The sequence below is a fragment of the Streptomyces sp. NBC_00247 genome, assembly GCF_036188265.1.
Taxonomy (GTDB): domain Bacteria; phylum Actinomycetota; class Actinomycetes; order Streptomycetales; family Streptomycetaceae; genus Streptomyces.
In genome coordinates this window covers 3,489,519-3,507,291 of the sequence record NZ_CP108093.1, presented here as the reverse complement: position 1 = coordinate 3,507,291, position 17,773 = coordinate 3,489,519, and the positions used below count along the sequence as shown (strand labels likewise).

At 71.4% G+C, this 17,773-nt stretch carries 15 protein-coding genes; 10 read left to right on the top strand and 5 right to left on the bottom strand.

Translation table 11 applies throughout. From position 1 onward, the window contains the following. Positions 1–312 precede the first annotated feature (312 nt). The 9 genes from OHT52_RS14910 to OHT52_RS14870 all read left to right on the top strand — a co-directional run bounded on the left by OHT52_RS14910 (position 313) and on the right by OHT52_RS14870 (position 10,477). Positions 313–1,143, top strand: coding sequence for a hypothetical protein (locus tag OHT52_RS14910; RefSeq protein ID WP_328720633.1), 831 nt, complete (start codon positions 313–315; stop codon positions 1,141–1,143). A 129-nt stretch (positions 1,144–1,272) separates the two neighbouring features. Further along, the gene (locus OHT52_RS14905) at positions 1,273–2,010 is read left to right on the top strand and encodes a YcnI family copper-binding membrane protein (protein ID WP_328720632.1); all 738 of its coding nucleotides are present in this window, start codon (positions 1,273–1,275) and stop codon (positions 2,008–2,010) included. A 113-nt stretch (positions 2,011–2,123) separates the two neighbouring features. Further along, complete coding sequence (locus tag OHT52_RS14900) at positions 2,124–2,780, top strand: SCO family protein (RefSeq protein ID WP_328720631.1); 657 nt, start codon at positions 2,124–2,126, stop codon at positions 2,778–2,780. Continuing rightward, the gene (locus OHT52_RS14895) at positions 2,777–3,223 is read left to right on the top strand and encodes a copper chaperone PCu(A)C (RefSeq protein ID WP_328720630.1); all 447 of its coding nucleotides are present in this window, start codon (positions 2,777–2,779) and stop codon (positions 3,221–3,223) included. The genes OHT52_RS14900 and OHT52_RS14895 overlap by 4 nt, the downstream gene beginning before the upstream one ends. 15 nt (positions 3,224–3,238) lie before the next feature. Next, positions 3,239–5,218 (top strand): copper resistance CopC/CopD family protein, encoded by a 1,980-nt coding sequence (locus OHT52_RS14890; protein WP_328720629.1) that lies wholly within the window; start codon positions 3,239–3,241, stop codon positions 5,216–5,218. A gap of 71 nt (positions 5,219–5,289) precedes the next feature. Continuing rightward, positions 5,290–6,564: an iron uptake transporter deferrochelatase/peroxidase subunit gene (gene efeB, locus OHT52_RS14885; protein WP_328723746.1), complete on the top strand. Its 1,275-nt coding sequence runs from the start codon at positions 5,290–5,292 to the stop codon at positions 6,562–6,564. 104 nt (positions 6,565–6,668) lie between these two features. After that, a complete protein-coding gene (gene pheA, locus OHT52_RS14880) occupies positions 6,669–7,604 on the top strand; it encodes a prephenate dehydratase (protein ID WP_328720628.1) in 936 nt (311 codons plus the stop codon). Between the two features lie 786 nt (positions 7,605–8,390). Further along, positions 8,391–9,668 (top strand): serine--tRNA ligase, encoded by a 1,278-nt coding sequence (gene serS, locus OHT52_RS14875; RefSeq protein WP_328720627.1) that lies wholly within the window; start codon positions 8,391–8,393, stop codon positions 9,666–9,668. Beyond that, a complete protein-coding gene (locus OHT52_RS14870; RefSeq protein WP_328720626.1) occupies positions 9,665–10,477 on the top strand; it encodes an HAD family hydrolase in 813 nt (270 codons plus the stop codon). Before serS ends, OHT52_RS14870 begins: the two co-directional genes overlap by 4 nt. A gap of 138 nt (positions 10,478–10,615) precedes the next feature. Here the strand turns inward: OHT52_RS14870 and OHT52_RS14865 are convergent, their stop codons facing one another. From OHT52_RS14865 to OHT52_RS14845, 5 genes are all read right to left on the bottom strand, one after another. Further along, positions 10,616–11,320 (bottom strand): hypothetical protein, encoded by a 705-nt coding sequence (locus tag OHT52_RS14865; RefSeq protein ID WP_328720625.1) that lies wholly within the window; start codon positions 11,318–11,320, stop codon positions 10,616–10,618. Between the two features lie 405 nt (positions 11,321–11,725). Continuing rightward, entirely contained in the window at positions 11,726–12,445 is a 720-nt protein-coding gene (locus OHT52_RS14860) for an ABC transporter permease (protein ID WP_328720624.1), read from the bottom strand. A gap of 30 nt (positions 12,446–12,475) precedes the next feature. Further along, entirely contained in the window at positions 12,476–13,387 is a 912-nt protein-coding gene (locus OHT52_RS14855) for an ABC transporter ATP-binding protein (RefSeq protein ID WP_328720623.1), read from the bottom strand. After that, positions 13,384–14,298, bottom strand: coding sequence for an ABC transporter permease (locus tag OHT52_RS14850; protein ID WP_328720622.1), 915 nt, complete (start codon positions 14,296–14,298; stop codon positions 13,384–13,386). The genes OHT52_RS14855 and OHT52_RS14850 overlap by 4 nt, the downstream gene beginning before the upstream one ends. Next, complete coding sequence (locus tag OHT52_RS14845; RefSeq protein WP_328723745.1) at positions 14,288–15,409, bottom strand: ABC transporter ATP-binding protein; 1,122 nt, start codon at positions 15,407–15,409, stop codon at positions 14,288–14,290. Before OHT52_RS14845 ends, OHT52_RS14850 begins: the two co-directional genes overlap by 11 nt. Positions 15,410–15,981: 572 nt before the next feature. Between OHT52_RS14845 and OHT52_RS14840 the strand changes: the two genes are divergently transcribed. Then, positions 15,982–17,739, top strand: coding sequence for an SDR family oxidoreductase (locus OHT52_RS14840; RefSeq protein WP_328720621.1), 1,758 nt, complete (start codon positions 15,982–15,984; stop codon positions 17,737–17,739). Positions 17,740–17,773: the final 34 nt, after the last annotated feature.

Genomic DNA, 17,773 nt, shown 5'->3' with positions numbered 1-17,773 from the left:
CCAGCCTCCTGGCTGCGGCTCGACATACCGATACGTATTGCCGTGGAGGGCACCCCGTAAGCACGGTTCTGCCGTGATAGCCCTCATTCGGCGGACGCGAATATTCCGCTTGCCGGTGTATGTCCGGACCGCTGACCGGTTCCGAAGCCCAGCACACCCCCGCCACCAGCTACAACGACTGTCACACCCGTCGCGTTCTGCCTCGTGCGCAACAGTTCCGCTTTCCGCGCAACGCACCCCGAACGGTACGGAAGATGACGTTCCGGACCTGCCGCCCCACGGGCGGGGGCGCAGTGCGATGATGGCCCGGCCATGTCTACGCCTGTCGCACGGTCCGTCACACGCGCCGGAGCCGGTCTACGGCTCCTGAGGGCCTCGGTGTTCGCCGCGGTCTGCGTCGTGCTGTCCGCCGCGGGGCATGGCATCGCCTCCGCCTCCGACGTACCCGGGTGGACGCTGCTCTGCGGATTCCTCCTCGCCCTCGCGGTGGTGGCACCGCTCGCCGGGCGCGAGCGCTCGCTGCCGTCGATCACGGCGGCACTGGCCTTCGGGCAGCTCTCGCTGCACACGCTCTTCGAGCTCGCCCACCCCATGACGACCGCCGCCATGGGGGCGTCCCCGGCGGCTCCGGCCACGGGGGACGCGTCGCTCGTCCGGTTCGCCGCCTCGCTGGTCTGCGGTGACACCCCCGGCTCGATCAGCGTCGCCCAGGCCCACCACATCGTCACGGAGGCGGGCGTCGACCCGGCGGCCGTGGCCGGCGCCCACGTCCACCTCGCGTCCGCCGCCGCCTCGGCCGGCGCCCCGGCGGGGCTGCTGCCCGGTCTGCCCATGGTCCTCGGCCATCTGCTGGCCGCGCTCGCCACGGGCTGGCTGCTGCGCAGGGGCGAGGCGGCGCTCTTCGGGCTGGCGCGGCTCTCCGCGCACGGCGGCCGTGAACTCGCCGCCGCCGCACGGCTGCGCCCCCTGCGGGCCGCGCTCGCGCTCGTACGGTTCCTGCGCGCCGGGTTCCCGGGCGCCCCGACGGCCGGGCCGCGCCCGGCCCGTACTCCCGTGGACGCTCCGGCTCCGGCCACCGGCGATCCGCTGCAGCATCTGGTGATCAGGCGCGGGCCTCCCGCCGCGTACGCCCTCGCAGCCTGACGCGACATCCTCCCTCCTGCCGCAGAACGGCCCCGCCGTCACGACGGCCGTGGGACGGAGGTGTCGTGATGCCGTCGCGCACCCGCGCGCCGGATCACCGCTTCCCTGCTCCGTGGAGTGATCCCTGCCATGAACATTTCCCGTATCGCCGTCGCGGGCGGCATCGCCGCGACCACCGTTCTGCTGCTCGCCGGTCCCGCCTCCGCGCACGTCAGCGTGCAGCCCCAGGGCGAGGCGGCCAAGGGCGGTTACGCCACCATCAACTTCAAGGTCCCCAACGAGCGTGACGACGCCTCCACCGTGAAGCTCGAAGTCAGCTTCCCCACGGACCACCCGCTCTCCTCGGTCAGCCCGCAGGCCGTGCCGGGATGGAAGATCGACGTCACCAAGGCCACGCTCGCCAAGCCGCTCGACGTCCACGGCAAGAAGGTGACCGAGGCCGTCTCCAAGGTCACCTGGACCGCCGACGCCTCCGCCGCGATCAAGCCCGGCTTCTTCCAGCAGTTCCCGCTCTCGGTGGGCCAGCTCCCCGAAGACGCCGACCAGCTCGTCTTCAAGGCCCTCCAGACGTACAGCAGCAAGGAAGTCGTCCGCTGGATCGAGGAGACCCCGGCCAGTGGCGAGGAGCCCGACAACCCGGCGCCGGTCCTGACCCTGACCGACGCCGCGGCGGACACCCACGGCGCCGCCGCCGACGACAAGGCGGCCGGCACCGACGCGTCCGCGGCGGCCGGTCACACCACCGAGGCCGCCTCGGACTCCACCTCGGCGAGCGACAGCACCGCGCGGGTCCTTGGCATCGTCGGCATCGTCGTCGGCATCGCGGGCGCCGCGTTCGGCGTCCTCGCCCGCCGTCGTACCGTCTGACCCACCCGGGCCTTCCGTCCCTCCGTGACCGGGCCGGGCGCACGCGCGCCCGGTCCGGTCCCCGGACGGCCCCGGAGCCATCCACCGCACCACGGACCAGGAACACATCCCTCATGCGCACCAAGAAACTGGCATCGGTCGTCGCGTTCGCCGCGGCGACGGCACTGGCCCTGACCGCCTGCGGCTCGGACGACGATGCGGCCGCCAAGCCGGTGACCGACGTCTCCACGTCCACCACCACCCAGGCCGCCACCGTCCTCGACCAGCCGTTCGCCAAGCCCGACCTCGTCCTGACGGACACCCACGGCAAGACGTACGACCTCCGCAAGGAGACCGCGGGCAAGCCGACGCTCATCTACTACGGCTACACCAACTGCCCGGACGTCTGCCCGCTGACCATGAGCAACATCGCGCTCGCCAAGCGCGCGCTGCCCGCCGCCGAGCAGGACGAACTCCGGGTCGTCTTCATCACCACCGACCCCGAGCGGGACACCCCGGCCTCGCTGGGTGCCTGGCTCAAGGCCCAGGACCCCGACTTCATCGGCCTCACCGGCGACTTCAAGACCATCCAGGCGGGCGCCCGGTCGATGGGCATCGGCATCGACCCCGCGACGACGGAGAAGGACGGCACCGTCGTCTCCATGCACGGCGCCCAGGTCATGGCGTTCTCCCCGAAGACCGACGCCGGATACGTCATCTACAGCGAGGACACCACCGCCGACGACTACACCGCGGACCTCCCCAAGCTCATCCAGGGGGCGAAGCCGTGACAGGCCGGGCGGTACTCGCAGGCGGACTGGCCCTCGTCTCGGGCCTGACCCTCGCGGGGTGTTCCAGCGGGGGCTCCCCCGAACTGAAGGTCGTCGGGGCCTTCATGCCGCAGCCGGTCAGCGACATCGCGGCGGCGTTCCTCGTCGTGGAGAACGCGGGAGGCGCCACCGACCGGCTGACCTCGGTGACCAGCTCGATCTCCGACCACGTCACGATCCACGAGACGAAGGGCCGGGCCATGCGGATGGTCTCGTCCTTCGAGGTGCCCGCGGGCGGCGAACTGGACCTCGAACGCGGCGGCAGCCACATCATGTTCAGCGAGCTCAAGCGGCAGCCGAAGCGCGGACAGAAGATCTCCGTGGAGCTGCACTTCGAGAAGACCGGCCCGCTCACGGTCGAACTTCCCGTCGAGGAGACGACCTACAACCCGGCGAAGCAGTGAGGGACTGAATCCACCATGACAGCCACCGCCCCGCGCGCAGATCGTGTCCGGCCTTTCCCGATACGCCGGCCGCTCACCGCGTCCGCGCTCCTCGCCACGCTGATCGGCCTGTTCCTCGGCCTGATGCTGGCGGGCGCGGCTCCCGCGTCCGCGCACGCCGCCCTCACGGGAAGCGATCCGCAGGACGGGGCGGTGGTCGACGCCGCACCCCAGAACGTCACCCTCTCCTTCTCCGAGTCCGTCTCGCTGGGCGACGACGCGATCCGGGTGCTCGACCCGTCCGGCGCGCGGGCCGACACCGGTGACCCGCGCGCGGTGGGCGACGGCAAGGCCGCCCGGTACGCCGTCACACTCCACTCCGGCCTCCCCGACGGCACCTACACCGTGGCCTGGCAGGCGGTGTCCGCCGACAGCCACCCGGTCTCGGGCGCCTTCACCTTCTCCATCGGCGCACCGTCCACCACCACCGTCGCGCTGTCCGCCTCGGGTGCGGGCGGCGGAGTGGTCGGCCTGCTCTACGACATCGCGCGCTACGCCGCGTACACCGGTTTCATCCTGCTCGCGGGCGGCTCCGCGTTCGTCCTCGCCTGCTGGCGGGGCGGTGCCTCGGCCCGCCCGCTGCAACGGCTCGTGCTCGGCGGCTGGATCACCCTCACCGCGTCCACCCTGCTGATGCTGCTGCTGCGCAACCCGTACACCGGCAGCGGGAAGTTCGCCGACGCCTTCGATCTCGCCGGTCTCCAGGCGTCCCTGGAGACCAAGCCGGGCGCCGCGCTGGTCTCCCGGCTGCTCCTGCTGGGCGCCTCCGCGCTCTTCGTCGCCGTGTTGTTCGGTACGTATTCCCGGCGCGAGGACGAGAAGGAGCGGAAAGACCTCACCTTCGGCCTCTCGCTCGGCGGGGCGGTCGTCGCCACCGGCATCGCGGGTACCTGGTCGCTCGCCGAACACGCCTCCACCGGGCTCCAGCCGGGCATCGCCATGCCGGTCGACATGGCCCATCTGCTGGCGGTCGCGGCCTGGCTGGGCGGCCTGGCCTCCCTGCTGACCGCCCTGTACCGGGTCCCCGAGCTGCCCTCCGCAGCCGTACGCCGCTTCTCGCGCATCGCGTTCGTCAGCGTGGTCGTCCTCGCCGGAACCGGGCTCTACCAGTCCTGGCGCCAGGTCGGCTCCTGGTCGGCGCTCACCGGCACCGCCTACGGCCGGCTGCTGCTGGTGAAGGTCGGACTGGTCGCGGTCCTCGTGGGCGTCGCCTGGATCTCCCGGCGCTGGACGGGCCGGCTGACCCACGGGAAGCCCTCCGGGACGGGAGCGGTCACCGAGGAGGAGGCGGAGCCGGCGGCCGAGGAGGCCGGACTGGTGACGGTCGCGGCCACCGAGTCGGCCGCCGGTACCGGCGAGGGCGGGCCCGCCACGACCACCGACCCCACGCGCGCCGCCCAGCTCGCCCGCCAACGGGCCGCCCGGACGGCGACCAGGGAACGGAAGGCCCGCGACGCCGATGCCGGCCGCTCCGGACTGCGCCGCTCGGTCCTCGTCGAGACCGCCGTCGCCGCCGTCCTGCTGGTCGTCGCCACCATCCTCTCGTCAACCGAACCCGGCCGTACGGAGGAGGAGGCCGCGAAGACCAATGTCGCCGCCGCTCCGGCCGTCGCTCAGCCGGTCACGGTGAGCCTGCCCTTCGACACCGGCGGCACCCACGGCAAGGGAACCGTCCAGCTGGACCTCGACCCGGGCCGGACCGGCTCCAACGACCTGCATCTGTGGATCGAGGACGGGAAGGGCACGGCGATGGACGTACCGGAAGTACGGATCGCGCTCACCCTGGAGGCGAAGGACATCGGCCCTCTGCCGGTCGTCCCCGACCGGCTCGCCGAGGGCCACTGGGCCGCGAGCGGCGTCCAGATCCCGATGGCGGGCGAGTGGAAGTTCGCGGTCTCCGTCCGCACCTCGGACATCGACGAGACCACCGTCGTCAAGAACGTGAAGATCGGCTGACCCGCGTGAGCAAGCGCAAGACGAACGTACAGACCCCCCGGGAGCGTGCCGGGGCGACCGGAGCGGCCACCATGGGCGCCGACGCGAACGCGGCCACCGGCGGTGTCTCGCGGCGGAAGCTGATCGGCGGCGCCGGGGCGGCCGGAGCCGCCGGCCTGGTGCTGGGCGCCGCGGGTGGTGCCACCGGATACGCCGTGACGCGCCCGGACGCGCCGACGGCGCTCGCCTCGATCGGTTCGACCGAGGCGATGTTTCACGGGAAACATCAGCCCGGGATCACCACACCGCTCCAGGCGAGTGGCCATCTCGTCGCCTTCGACCTCGCGGCGGGCGCCGGACGCACCGAGGCCGCCGCACTGATGCGGCGCTGGTCGACGCTGGCCGGGGAGCTGATGGCGGGCCGCCCGGCCGGCTCCGGCGGGGACACCGGGATCGCCCTGGACGCCGGCCCGTCCTCCCTGACCCTCACCTTCGGCTTCGGCCGTACCTTCTTCGACCGGACCGGGCTGGAGGAACGGAGGCCCGCCGGGCTCGACCCGCTGCCCGCGTTCTCCTCGGACCATCTCGACTCCGGACGGTCGAACGGCGACCTCTGGGTGCAGATCGGCGCCGACGACGCGCTGGTCGCCTTCCACGCATTGCGCGCGGTCCAGCGCGCCACCGGTTCGGCTGCGCGCGTGCGCTGGCAGATGAACGGCTTCAACCGCACTCCGGGCGCGACCGCCCGCCCTCTGACGGCCCGCAACCTGATGGGCCAGATGGACGGGACCAACAACCCCAAGCCCGCCGACGGCGACTTCGACGCACGGATCTTCGTGCCCGCGCCCTCGGCCTCCGCTGCCGCCGACCCGGCGCAGGACTGGCTCGCGGGCGGCTCCTACGCGGTCGTCCGTCGCATCCGGATGCTGCTGGACGACTGGGAGAAGCTCTCGGTCGCACGTCAGGAGCGGGTCATCGGCCGGCGCAAGGACGACGGTGCCCCGCTCAGCGGCGGCGACGAGACCACCGCGATGGACCTGGACAAGCTCGGTCCGGACGGCAAGCCGGTGATCCCGTCGAACGCCCACGCCCGGATCTCCTCACCCGGGAAGAACGGCGGGGCGGCGATGCTGCGGCGCCCGTTCTCGTACCACGACGGCATCGACCCGGACGGGACGCCCGACGCGGGGCTGCTCTTCGTCTGCTGGCAGGCGGACCCGTTCCGGGGCTTCGTGCCGGTGCAGCGCAAACTCGACCGGGGGGACGCGCTCTCGCCGTTCATCCGGCACGAGGCGAGCGGTGTCTTCGCGGTGCCGGGCGGCGCCGCGGAGGGGGAGTACGTGGGGCAGCGACTGCTGGAGTCCTGACCGCCCCCGGTCCGCCGGGCTCGCCGCCGCGACCGCCCCCAGCTCCACCGGCCACCTGCCCGAACACCCCCGAAAGCCGCCCCGACAGCCCTTAGGGTGACCGCATGTCCGCTACGCGCTACGCCTATCTCGGCCCCGAAGGCACCTTCACCGAGGTGGCGCTCCGTACGCTCCCGGAAGCCGCCACCCGCGAACTCGTCCCCATGGTCTCCGTACCGGCGGCGCTGGACGCGGTCAGGAACGGCGAGGCCGCCGCCGCACTCGTACCGATCGAGAACTCGGTCGAGGGCGGAATCACCGCGACTCTGGACGAGCTGGCGGTGGGCGCCCCACTGATGATCTACCGCGAGGTGCTGCTCTCCATCTCGTTCGCACTGCTGGTGCGGCCCGGTACCCGGCTGGAGGACATCAAGTCCGTCACCGCGCACCCCGCCGCACAGCCGCAGGTCCGCAACTGGCTGGCCGCCCACCTCCCCGGAGCCGTGTGGGAGTCGGCCGCGTCCAACGCGGACGGCGCCCGGCTGGTACGGGACGGACGGTACGACGCCGCCTTCGCCGGGGAGTTCGCGGCGGCGACGTACGGGCTCGTCCCGCTCGCCACCGAGATCCACGACGCGGTGAACGCGCAGACGCGCTTCGTCCTCGTCGGCCGCCCGGCCCGGCCCTCCGCCCCGACCGGCGCCGACAAGACCTCCGTGGTCCTCTGGCTGGGCGAGGACCGGCCGGGCGCCCTGCTCGAACTGCTCCAGGAGTTCGCGGTACGCGGGGTGAACCTGATGTTGATCCAGTCCCGCCCCACCGGGAAGGGCATCGGTGACTACTGCTTCGCGGTGGACGCCGAGGGCCACATCGCGGACCGGCGGGTGGGCGAGGCGCTGATGGGACTCAAGCGCATCTGTCCGAACCTGCGCTTCCTCGGCTCCTACCCCCGGGCCGGCGTGACGCCGGAGGAGGTCGCCCCCCTGCGCACGGGCACCTCGGACACCGACTTCGCCGCCGCCTCGGACTGGCTGGCGCGCAGCCAGGACGGGCGCGGCTGACGAGCGCGGGCCGCTCCGGGGCGTCTTCAGAGGAGCGCCGGTTGCACATCCGGGCGGCCCTCCTCACCGATGGTCGTTTACCCACAGAGTTATCCACAGGGCGCGGCCGCAACCTGGGGACAAGTCGACACTGCCGTTCGACATCATCGACAAATCACCCCAGGTGATCTCATGGGGTTGCGAAGCCTCCCAGGGCTCCCCATGATCCACATCCGGCTCGTTCAGCCCAATTACCTTGATCAATGACACGGAATGACGAATTGCCGCTCGAATGGGTGAACGGAAGGCGGTTTAAGGATTGAATCCATGCTCCCCAGACCCCCGGAACCCACCATCGGGAATCGCCTTCGCGCATCCACAGGTTTTCCACACAGCCTGTGGATAACTGCTACGAGTAGACCCATCTTGTGGACAACCACTCCGGAGGTGTCCCTCAACTCCCCGACAGGGCAGGGCAGTACGTCAAGGAGGGGGCAACTCTGCACCCGATTCGAGGCATTGGGGCCGCTTCGACTGACGCACCCCGGGTCACCGGTGAACCCTCCCGCCCCCCGGGCGCCCGCACTCCTCGATCCCTGACGGATTCCCACCGCACTCGTGTCCGCCTCCGCGGACGATTACCGTGCGGACGATCGCCCGCCCACGCCTCGCCTCTCAGCCCCCCACCGCCCTCCCCGCGCGAATCCGGGATTCCACCAGAGTTACCATTCACGGCAATTCGGGCAAAGTGACACGCTCGGCAATATCGGTTCGGATGGCCGAAGCGCACACCGGTAGCCTGGAGGGGTGATTGACCTTCGCCTGCTCCGTGAGGACCCCGACCGTGTTCGCGCCTCCCAGCGCGCCCGTGGAGAGGACGTCGCCCTCGTCGACGCCCTGCTCTCCGCCGACGAGCTGCGCAGGTCGTCCGGCGTCCGCTTCGACGAACTCCGATCCGAGCAGAAGTCGCTCGGAAAGCTGATCCCCAAGGCCACACCCGAGGAGCGGACGGAGCTGCTGACCCGCGCCGACCAGCTCAAGGCCGACGTCCGTGCAGCCGACGCCGCCCAGAACGAGGCGGACGCGGAGGCCAAGCGCCTTCTGCTGCAGCTCGGCAACATCGTCCAGGAGGACGTGCCGGTCGGCGGCGAGGAGGACTTCGTCGTCCTGGAGACGCACGGCACCATCCGCGACTTCGGCGCCGAGGGCTTCGAGCCCAAGGACCACCTGGAGCTCGGAGAGTCGCTCGGCGCCATCGACATGGAGCGCGGCGCCAAGGTCTCCGGATCGCGCTTCTACTACCTGACGGGCATCGGCGCCCTGCTGGAGCTCGCCCTCGTCAACGCGGCCATCGCGCAGGCGACCGAGGCGGGCTTCATCCCCATGCTCACCCCCGCGCTGGTCCGCCCGCGCGCCATGGAGGGCACCGGCTTCCTCGGCCAGGCGGCCGAGAACGTCTACCACCTGGAGAAGGACGACTTCTACCTGGTCGGCACCTCCGAGGTCCCCCTCGCCGCGTACCACATGGACGAGATCATCGAGGCCGACAAGCTGCCCCTGCGGTACGCCGGCTTCTCGCCCTGCTTCCGCCGCGAGGCCGGTACGTACGGCAAGGACACCCGGGGCATCTTCCGGGTCCACCAGTTCGACAAGGTCGAGATGTTCTCGTACGTCGACCCCGCCGACGCCGAGGCCGAGCACCGCCGGCTGCTGGAGTGGGAGAAGCAGTGGCTGACCGGCCTGGAGCTTCCCTTCCAGGTGATCGACGTGGCCACCGGTGACCTCGGGGCCTCCGCCTCGCGGAAGTTCGACTGCGAGGCGTGGATCCCGACCCAGGGCAAGTACCGCGAGCTGACCTCCGCCTCCAACTGCGACAGCTTCCAGGCGCGCCGCCTGTCGGTGCGCATGCGGGACGGCAAGAAGGTCCAGCCGCTGGCCACCCTGAACGGCACGCTCTGCGCCGTACCGCGCACGATCGTGGCGATCCTGGAGAACCACCAGCTCGCGGACGGTTCCGTGCGCGTGCCCGAGATGCTCCGTCCGTATCTCGGCGGGCGTGAGGTCCTGGAGCCGGTCGCCAAGTGACCTTCCCCTTCAAGCTCGTCGCCACCGATCTCGACGGCACACTGCTCCGCGACGACCACACGGTCTCCGCGCGGACGCGCGAAGCGCTGGCCGCCGCCACCGGGGCCGGTGCCGCGCACATCGTGGTCACCGGCCGTGCGGTCCCCTGGACCAAGCGGATACTGGACGACCTGGAGTACGACGGTCTCGCCGTCTGCGGCCAGGGCGCGCAGGTCTACCACGCGGGCGAGCACAAGCTTCTCACCTCGCTCACGCTGGACCGGCAGCTGGCCGGGCTCGCGCTGTCCAAGATCGAGGCGGAGGTGGGCCCGCTACTGCTCGCCGCGAGCCGCGACGGGCTCGACGGCGAGGTCCTGGTCGGCCCCGGCTACCGGGTCCACGAGGGCCCGCTGCCGGTCGTCCGGGTCGACGACGCGAACGAGATGTGGACCGCGCCGCTGAACAAGATCTACATCCAGCACCCGGAGCTCGACGACGACCGGCTCACGGCCGCCGCACGGGCGGTCGTGGGCAGCCTGGTCAACATCGTGATGGCGGGTCCCGGGGTCGTGGAGATCCTCCCGCTCGGCCTCAGCAAGGCGACGGGCCTCTCGCTCGCCGCGCGCCGGCTCGGTGTGAAGGCCGTGGACACGATCGCCTTCGGTGACATGCCCAACGACATCCCGATGTTCGGCTGGGCACGGCACGGAGTGGCCATGGCCAACGCGCACGACGAACTCAAGGCCGTGGCGCACGAGATCACCGCTTCCAACGAGGACGACGGCATCGCGGTGGTCCTGGAGGAGCTCCTCGCCGGCGGAACGCGGTAGCTTCCCGGCGGCTCTCCCGCGTACGTACCCGCCCGGCGTCGCGCACGACGTGGCGCACCATGTACCGCACCGACCGCCCGCGGCCCGCGAAGGCCGCGGGCGGTCGTGCGTCCCGCCCCGCGGGGACGGACCGGATTGTCACCCCTCGCGCGGTCCGGGCCTCAGCTCCCTCAGCCGGTGCGCCACGTCGTCCAGCCGGGCATCGACCCGTCGTACGTCGTGCGCGACGTCGGCCAGCCGGGTGCTCATCGCACCGACGACCTCATGGGTCACTCCCAGCTTCCGGTCCAGACTGTCGAACCGCTCCGACATCCTGCGCAGGACCGGACCCAGTTCCTGCAGGGCCGAACCGACCCCGGCGAGGCAGCTTTCGATGCGGGTGACGCGGAAATCGAGCGAGTCGTACCGCTCCCGGAGGTCCCCCTCGGCATCGAGAAGGTACGTACGCACGCAGCGGGCGATGTCGCTTTCGCGAAGAAGCATGGCGACGTTGAGGACCGTACGACGGGTGTACAGGGTGAGCCGGGCGGTCGCCTGTGGATAACTCGGGTGGTTGGCCTCCCCCTCACCGCCCCATAGGGACATCATGTCCCTATGGAAGGTTCGCAGTTCAGAGCCTCGAAGGAGCAGCAGCCCGTTCTCCGCCATCTCCGCCCGATGGCGCTGGGTAACCTTTTTCACCACCTCTGTGGATACTTCGAAGTAACGTGCCACGTCCTCTGTGCGGACGTGAATGCCGTCCGGGAGCATGACAAGGCTCTTGACCTTGTCGAGGATGTCGACGCGCACCATCCGCTCGGCGCGCAGAGCGCGGGATTCGAGCAGGGCGACTTCCGTGGGCATGAGCATGCCTTCCGTACGCGGGAACAGCGAAGGACGGCCCTCACCCCGGGCATCAGGGGCGGAGGCCGCTCACGGGTGCCACTCACTCGATGGCCGGCTCCGTCCGGGGCTCACGCACCCGGGGCCGGCATTCCCTCTTCACACACGCTCGTCGTCACGGATTCCAGTCGCCTCCACGCATCCGGCCCAACGACCCGGCGGACCCCACGTCACGCGGCAGGCCGCCGCGTACGCGATGGCCGAGGGGTACGGAACGGCAGGAGAACGCGGGACGAGGGGGAACGCGGGACGGCCGGAGAACGCGGGACGGCCGGGAAAGCGGGACGGCCGGGAAAGCGGGACGGCCCCCACCCACCGGGCGAGGGCCGTCCCGCACGGAGCCGTCTCGGCGGCCGGCGCCGCGCCTCACTCCTCGCCGGCCAGCTTCAGCGTCCGCAGTTTCTGGCCCGCGTACCAGGTGGCGCCGACGGTGACCGCCACCAGCAGCACCGCGGCGAGGGGGAGTTGGACGTCGGCGGTGATCGCCCCTTCCGCTCCTGCCTTCTCGGCGACGGCGAGCGCCCACTGCTGCACGCTCAGCGTGCGCGCCCCCGGCACCTGACTGCCGAAGAGGGCCTCCCACACCAGCGCGTACACCAGGCCGAAGACGACCGCGTGCCGGCTGACCGTGCCGAGCAGCAGGAAGAGCGCGCTGTACGCGATCGAGGCGACGAGCGCGCCGACGGTGTAGGCCACCGCGATTCCCTGGCCGTTGCCGTTGAGGACGAGCCCCGCGATCAGGGTGGGCAGGGCGGAGAAGACCATCGTGACGGCGATGGCCACGATCAGCTTGGTGAAGATGATGGTGGGCCGCTTCACGGGCTTCGCCAGCAGGTAGACGATCGAACCGTCGTCGATCTCGGGGCCGATGGCCCCCGTACCCGCGATGACACCGATCAGCGGAACCATCACGGCGAGGGCGAACCCGCCGAGGACGTCCGAGGTGATCTGGTCGTCGGCGCCCGCCAGGACCCGTACCGCGAACGAGATCGCGATCAGCAGGGCGGGCAGGACGAACAGGATGGCGGCCCGGCGCCGGCCGAGCAGTGCCCGGTAGGTGAGCCGGGCGACTGTGGGGTCGTACATGACGCGTCACAGCTCCTTCTCGGCCACTGGTCAGGCCGATACGAGGTACGAGAAAACCGATTCGAGGGACTCGTCGGACGGCGAGACGGCCAGCAGCCGGATGCCCCGCTCCTGGGCCACACGCGGCAGCAGTGTGGTGAAGCGGCCGAAGTCGACCGCCTGGACCAGCAGCGCGCCCTCGCGGTGGTCCACCTCGATGCCGGCTGTCGAGGGGTCCGCGATCAGGGCCGCCGCCAGCGCTCGGTCGTCGCTCGAGCGCACGAGATAGCGGTGCGGGCGGTCCGTCATCAGCCGGCGGATGCGGCGGAAGTCGCCGGAGGCCGCGTGCCGGCCGGCCACGATCACCTCGATGTGCGAGGCGAGTTGCTCGACCTCTTCGAGGATGTGGGAGGAGAAGAGCACGGTGCGACCCTGCTCGCCCATCCGCCGCAGCAGCTCCATCAGCTGCATCCGCTGCCGGGGGTCCATGCCGTTGAACGGTTCGTCCAGCAGCAGGACGGAGGGGTCGTGGACGAGCGCCGAAGCCATCTTCACGCGCTGGCGCATGCCCTTGCTGTACGTCTGGATCTTGCGGTCCTGCGCGTACTCCATCTCGACCGTGGCGAGCGCGCGCGCCGCCTCGGCCGCGCCCAGACCCTGCAGTTCCGCGTTGGCGACGACGAACTCCCGGCCGGTCAGGAAGTCGTACATGCCCTCCCGCTCGGGAACGATGCCGATCTCCCGGTAGACCGACTCGTTGCGCCAGATCGGCCGCCCGTCGAGCGTGACCGTCCCCGTGGACGGGGCGAGGAATCCGGCCATCAAGTTGATCAGCGTGGACTTGCCCGCGCCGTTGGGACCGAGCAGCCCGGTGACGCCCGGGCCGATCGTCATACTCACGTCATTGACGGCGACCACGTTCCCGAACCAGCGGGAGGCGTGGTCGATCTCGATGATGGTCACAGCCCGACCCTCCGGTAGCGGCGCAGCAGGGCGGCGTACGAGCCCGCGATGAGCGCGAGAACAACGAACAGATAGACGACGCCCATCGCGGCCCCCGGGCCCTCGCCGCCCGGGAAGGCGGAGGAGGCGCCGAGGAACGCGGTCTGCACCCCGTCGATCAGCGTGATCGGGGAGAACAGCCCGAACCAGGCGATGGCACCCTCGGCCCCGGTCGAGTACGCGATGGCCTGCACCGTGGAGACCGCTCCGTACGAGATGGTCAGCACGGCGATCACCGCCGCCACGCCGAAGCCCCGGCGCGGGGTCACCGCTGCCACCACCAGCGCGAGCGCGGCGAACAGCACGGACAACAGGGCCACCGACACCAGTCCCTGGGCGAACCAGCCGGTCTGGTCGCCGAGGTCGAATTTCGCGAGCAGCGAGCCCACGTAGAGGATGAGCAGCGGTGTCCCGGTGAGCAGGAAGACGGCGGACGCCATCGCCGCCACCTTCGCCACGACGTAGTCGGCGTGCTCGATCGGCCGCGAGAAGTACAGCGGAACCGTCCGGAACCGCAGGTCCCGCGAGACGCTCTGCGGGGCCTGGGCCGCCACGAACAGCCCGATGACGGCCTGCAGGTAGATCGCGTACGAGGTGTACTTCACGACGAGTTTCGTGGCACCCGGCGCGGCCATCGACACCGCCACGATGATCGCCGCGACCAGGCACATCACCGCGAACATGAGCATCGGCAGCACCTTGGAGCGGGCGGAGCGCCCGAGCCCGAACGCGCCCTTGAGGGACTGGACGTAGAGCGAGCGACGGGCGTAGGCGCGACCGAGCCGGGGGCCGTCGTAGGAGCGGTAGCCGATGTCGTGGATGCGGGAGGCGTCGCCGGGCAGCGCGCCTCCGGCCCTGATCTCAGTGCTCATCAAGACCGCTCCCCTTCTGCTGAACGGCCCCGGGCACCGGGGCCTGACGGACGGCCCCGGGCGCGGGGGCCTGCGGTACGGCTGCGGAACCGGCCGGGGCCTGCGGTACGGCTCCGAGGGCCGGGGCCTGCGGTACGGCTGCGGCCACCGGGGCGGGGGCCGGGACCGGCCGGGCGCCGTCGCCCGCGCGGAAGACCTCGGCGATGTGGTGGCGGCGCTGCTCCATGCGGACGAGCCCGAGTCCCAGCCCGGCCACGCTGTCGCGGACCAGGTCGTACGTCTCCTCGCCCCTCGCCTCGACGAGCAGGATGTGGCCGGCTCCGGGCAGACCGCCGGTGTCGACGCCGTCGTCGCCGACCAGCTTCACGCCGGCCCCGACGAGCCTCCGGCGCAGTGCGTCGGTGCCGTCCGGGTGGACGTCGCTGTCGGTGACCTCGACCGCGAGCGTGGTGGTGGTCTGGGTGAACTCGCTGGTGGAGCTCGAGCGCAGGAGCGTGCCGCCGTCGATCACGACGACGTGGTCGCAGGTGCGTTCCAGCTCGCCCAGGAGGTGCGAGGTGACGAGGACGGAGATGCCGAAGTCGGTGTGCACCCGGCGGATGAGCCCGAGCATCTCGTCGCGGCCGACTGGGTCGAGGCCGTTCGTCGGTTCGTCGAGCAGCACCAGCCGCGGATCGTGCACCAGTGCCTGAGCCAGCTTGACGCGCTGCTTCATGCCGGTCGAATAGCCCCCGATGGGGCGGTACCGCTCCTCGTAGAGACCGACGTGGCGCAGCGTGTCGGCGGTGCGTTCCCGGGCCGCCGTCGGCGGCAGACCGGACATCCGCGCCATGTGGACGACGAACTCCGTCGCCGAGACGTCGGGCGGCAGGCAGTCGTGCTCCGGCATGTACCCGACCCGCTCCCGGATCGCGGCACCGTGCGTGGCGACGTCCAGCCCGAGCACCGAGGCCGAGCCCTCGGTGGCGGGCGAAAGTCCCAGCAGGATCTTGATCAGTGTGGACTTGCCCGCCCCGTTGGCACCCACCAGACCGGTCACGCCCGGTCCGATGTCCAAGGAGAGCCGGTCAAGAGCGGTCACCCGTGGGTACCGCTTGCTCAAGGCTTTCATCGCGATCACAGTCACAGGGACGACGGTAGTGGCGCGGGTACCACCGGTCGTCAGACCTGACGGTCGCATACACGTCAAACTTGAGTTGTACGGACCCGTAGGGGGGTCCGGCACAGGAGTGACCGGCCCGGGACCCCGTTGACACCGATCACCCTCCCGGACACGGATGTTGCCGGACCCCGGTGTTGCCGGACACGGGGTCGTGGGACACGGGGTTTGTGGGACACGGGGTCTGTGGGACACGGGGGACCTCGGGCAAGGGAGCTGCCGGGCAGGGGCGTCGACGGATGGCACCGCGTACCGGTCTCTCACCGGCATACCGCCCGGCTCTCCGTCCGGGACTCCCGCTCGGGCCTCTCGTCGCCGGTCTCCGCAGTGGGTTGTCCACAGGAGGTTGTCCACAAGCCGGGCTTCCCTCTTGACCCCTCGCCGGGCCTGGTCACATTCTTCAGTGTCACGTTACTGGCGCGTACAGCTCGTCAAGTGCGCTGTCCGTGGCCGGGTTTCGGGCGGCACGGGCCGAGGAAGACGGGTGGCGCAGGAGCGCCGCCCGACCGAGGAGAGGTGGCGGGATGCATCTGCCGGGAGCGCGTGAGCGCTGGGTCCGTACGGGCGGCATCGAGCTCTGCGTGGCCGAGCTGGGGAATCCGGACCGGCCGACCGTGGTGCTGGTGCACGGCTATCCGGACAGCAAGGAGGTGTGGTCGCGGGTCGCCGGGGCGCTGGCCGAGCAGTGGCACGTGGTGCTCTACGACGTACGCGGACACGGCCGTTCGACCGCGCCGAAGCCGCTGCGGGGCGGGTTCACGCTGGAGAAGCTGACCGACGACTTCCTGGCCGTGGTGGACGCGGTGAGCCCGGACCGGCCGGTGCATCTGGTGGGCCACGACTGGGGATCGGTGCAGTCCTGGGAGTTCGCCACGGTAGGCCGGACAAAGGGCAGGATCGCCTCCTTCACCTCGATGTCCGGACCCTCGCTGGACCACTTCGGGCACTGGATCCAGGACCGCCTGACCCGGCCCACCCCCCGGTCCGTGTTCCAGCTCGCCGGCCAGGGCGCCAAATCCTGGTACGTCTACCTGCTGCACACCCCGGTCCTGCCCGAACTCGCCTGGCGGGGACCGCTGGGACGCCGGTGGCCGGACATCCTGGAGCGGCTGGAGAAGGTACCGGCGGGCGAGTACCCCACCGCCTCGCTCCCCCGGGACGCCGCCCACGGCGCCTGGCTCTACCGCGACAACGTCCGTACCCGGCTGCGCAGGCCGCGCCCCGACGCCCACGCCCACGTACCGGTACAGCTGATCACGCCGACCGGCGACGCCTTTCTGTCGGAGTCCCTCTACGACGACCTGGACCGGTGGGCTCCGTCCCTGGTCCGCCGCCGGCTGCCCGCCCAGCACTGGGTGCCCCGCACCCGTCCGGATCAACTGGCCTCCTGGATCTCCGAGTTCGCCGCCGCACAGGAATCCACCGGGACCGGCCGGACGGTGGCGAAGGATCCGCTGGGCTCCGGCCCGTACGCGGACCGGTTCGGCGGGCAGCTGGTGCTGGTGACGGGCGCGGCCGACGGCATCGGACGGGCCACCGCCCTGGCGTTCGCCGAGGCCGGTGCGCGGGTGGTGGCCGTGGACCGGGACGCGGCGGGCGCCGCCCGTACCGCGCGGACGGCCCGGCTCGTCGGGGCACCGGCGTCCTGGGCGGAGACCGTCGAACCGGGCGACGAGCACGCGGTGGAGAAGCTCGGCGCGAAGGTCGCTGCGGAGTACGGCACCGTGGACGTGCTGGTCAATGTTCCGGTCGATTCCGCCGGTACGGCCCCGTCCGGGGCCTTCCTGGAGACCACGGCCGAGGAGTGGCGGGGCTTCCTCGACGCGGGGCTCATGGGTATCGTCCACAGCTGCCGGGTGTTCGGCGGGCGGATGGCCGAGCGCGGCCAGGGCGGCCACATCGTCAACGTGCTCCCGGCCAACCCCGGTGCGCAGTACCGCAGTCCGGGGTTGGCCGCCCACGGCACGGCGCAGGCCGCCGTCCTCGCGCTCAGCCTGGGCCTGCGGGCCGAGCTGGGGCCCCGTACGGTCTCGGTGAGCGCGGTGCGACCGGGGACGACCGACTCCGGAGGGGTTCCCATCGGCCGGAGTTCGGGACGAGAGGCGGGCGCCTCGTCGGAGCGGTCCGGGACCCTCGCGGCGGAGCGTGTCGTCGAGGCGGTCCTGGAGGCGGTGGTCCGCGATCAGCCGCTCATGGAGGTACCGGGCCGACGCAAGGGCCTCGCCGGACTGCTCCGGGGCGGCGGCAGGCACGGCACGGCAGTACCGCGCAAGCGGAGCTGAGCCCGACGGAGTTGGAAGCGCCTCCGCGTCCGGC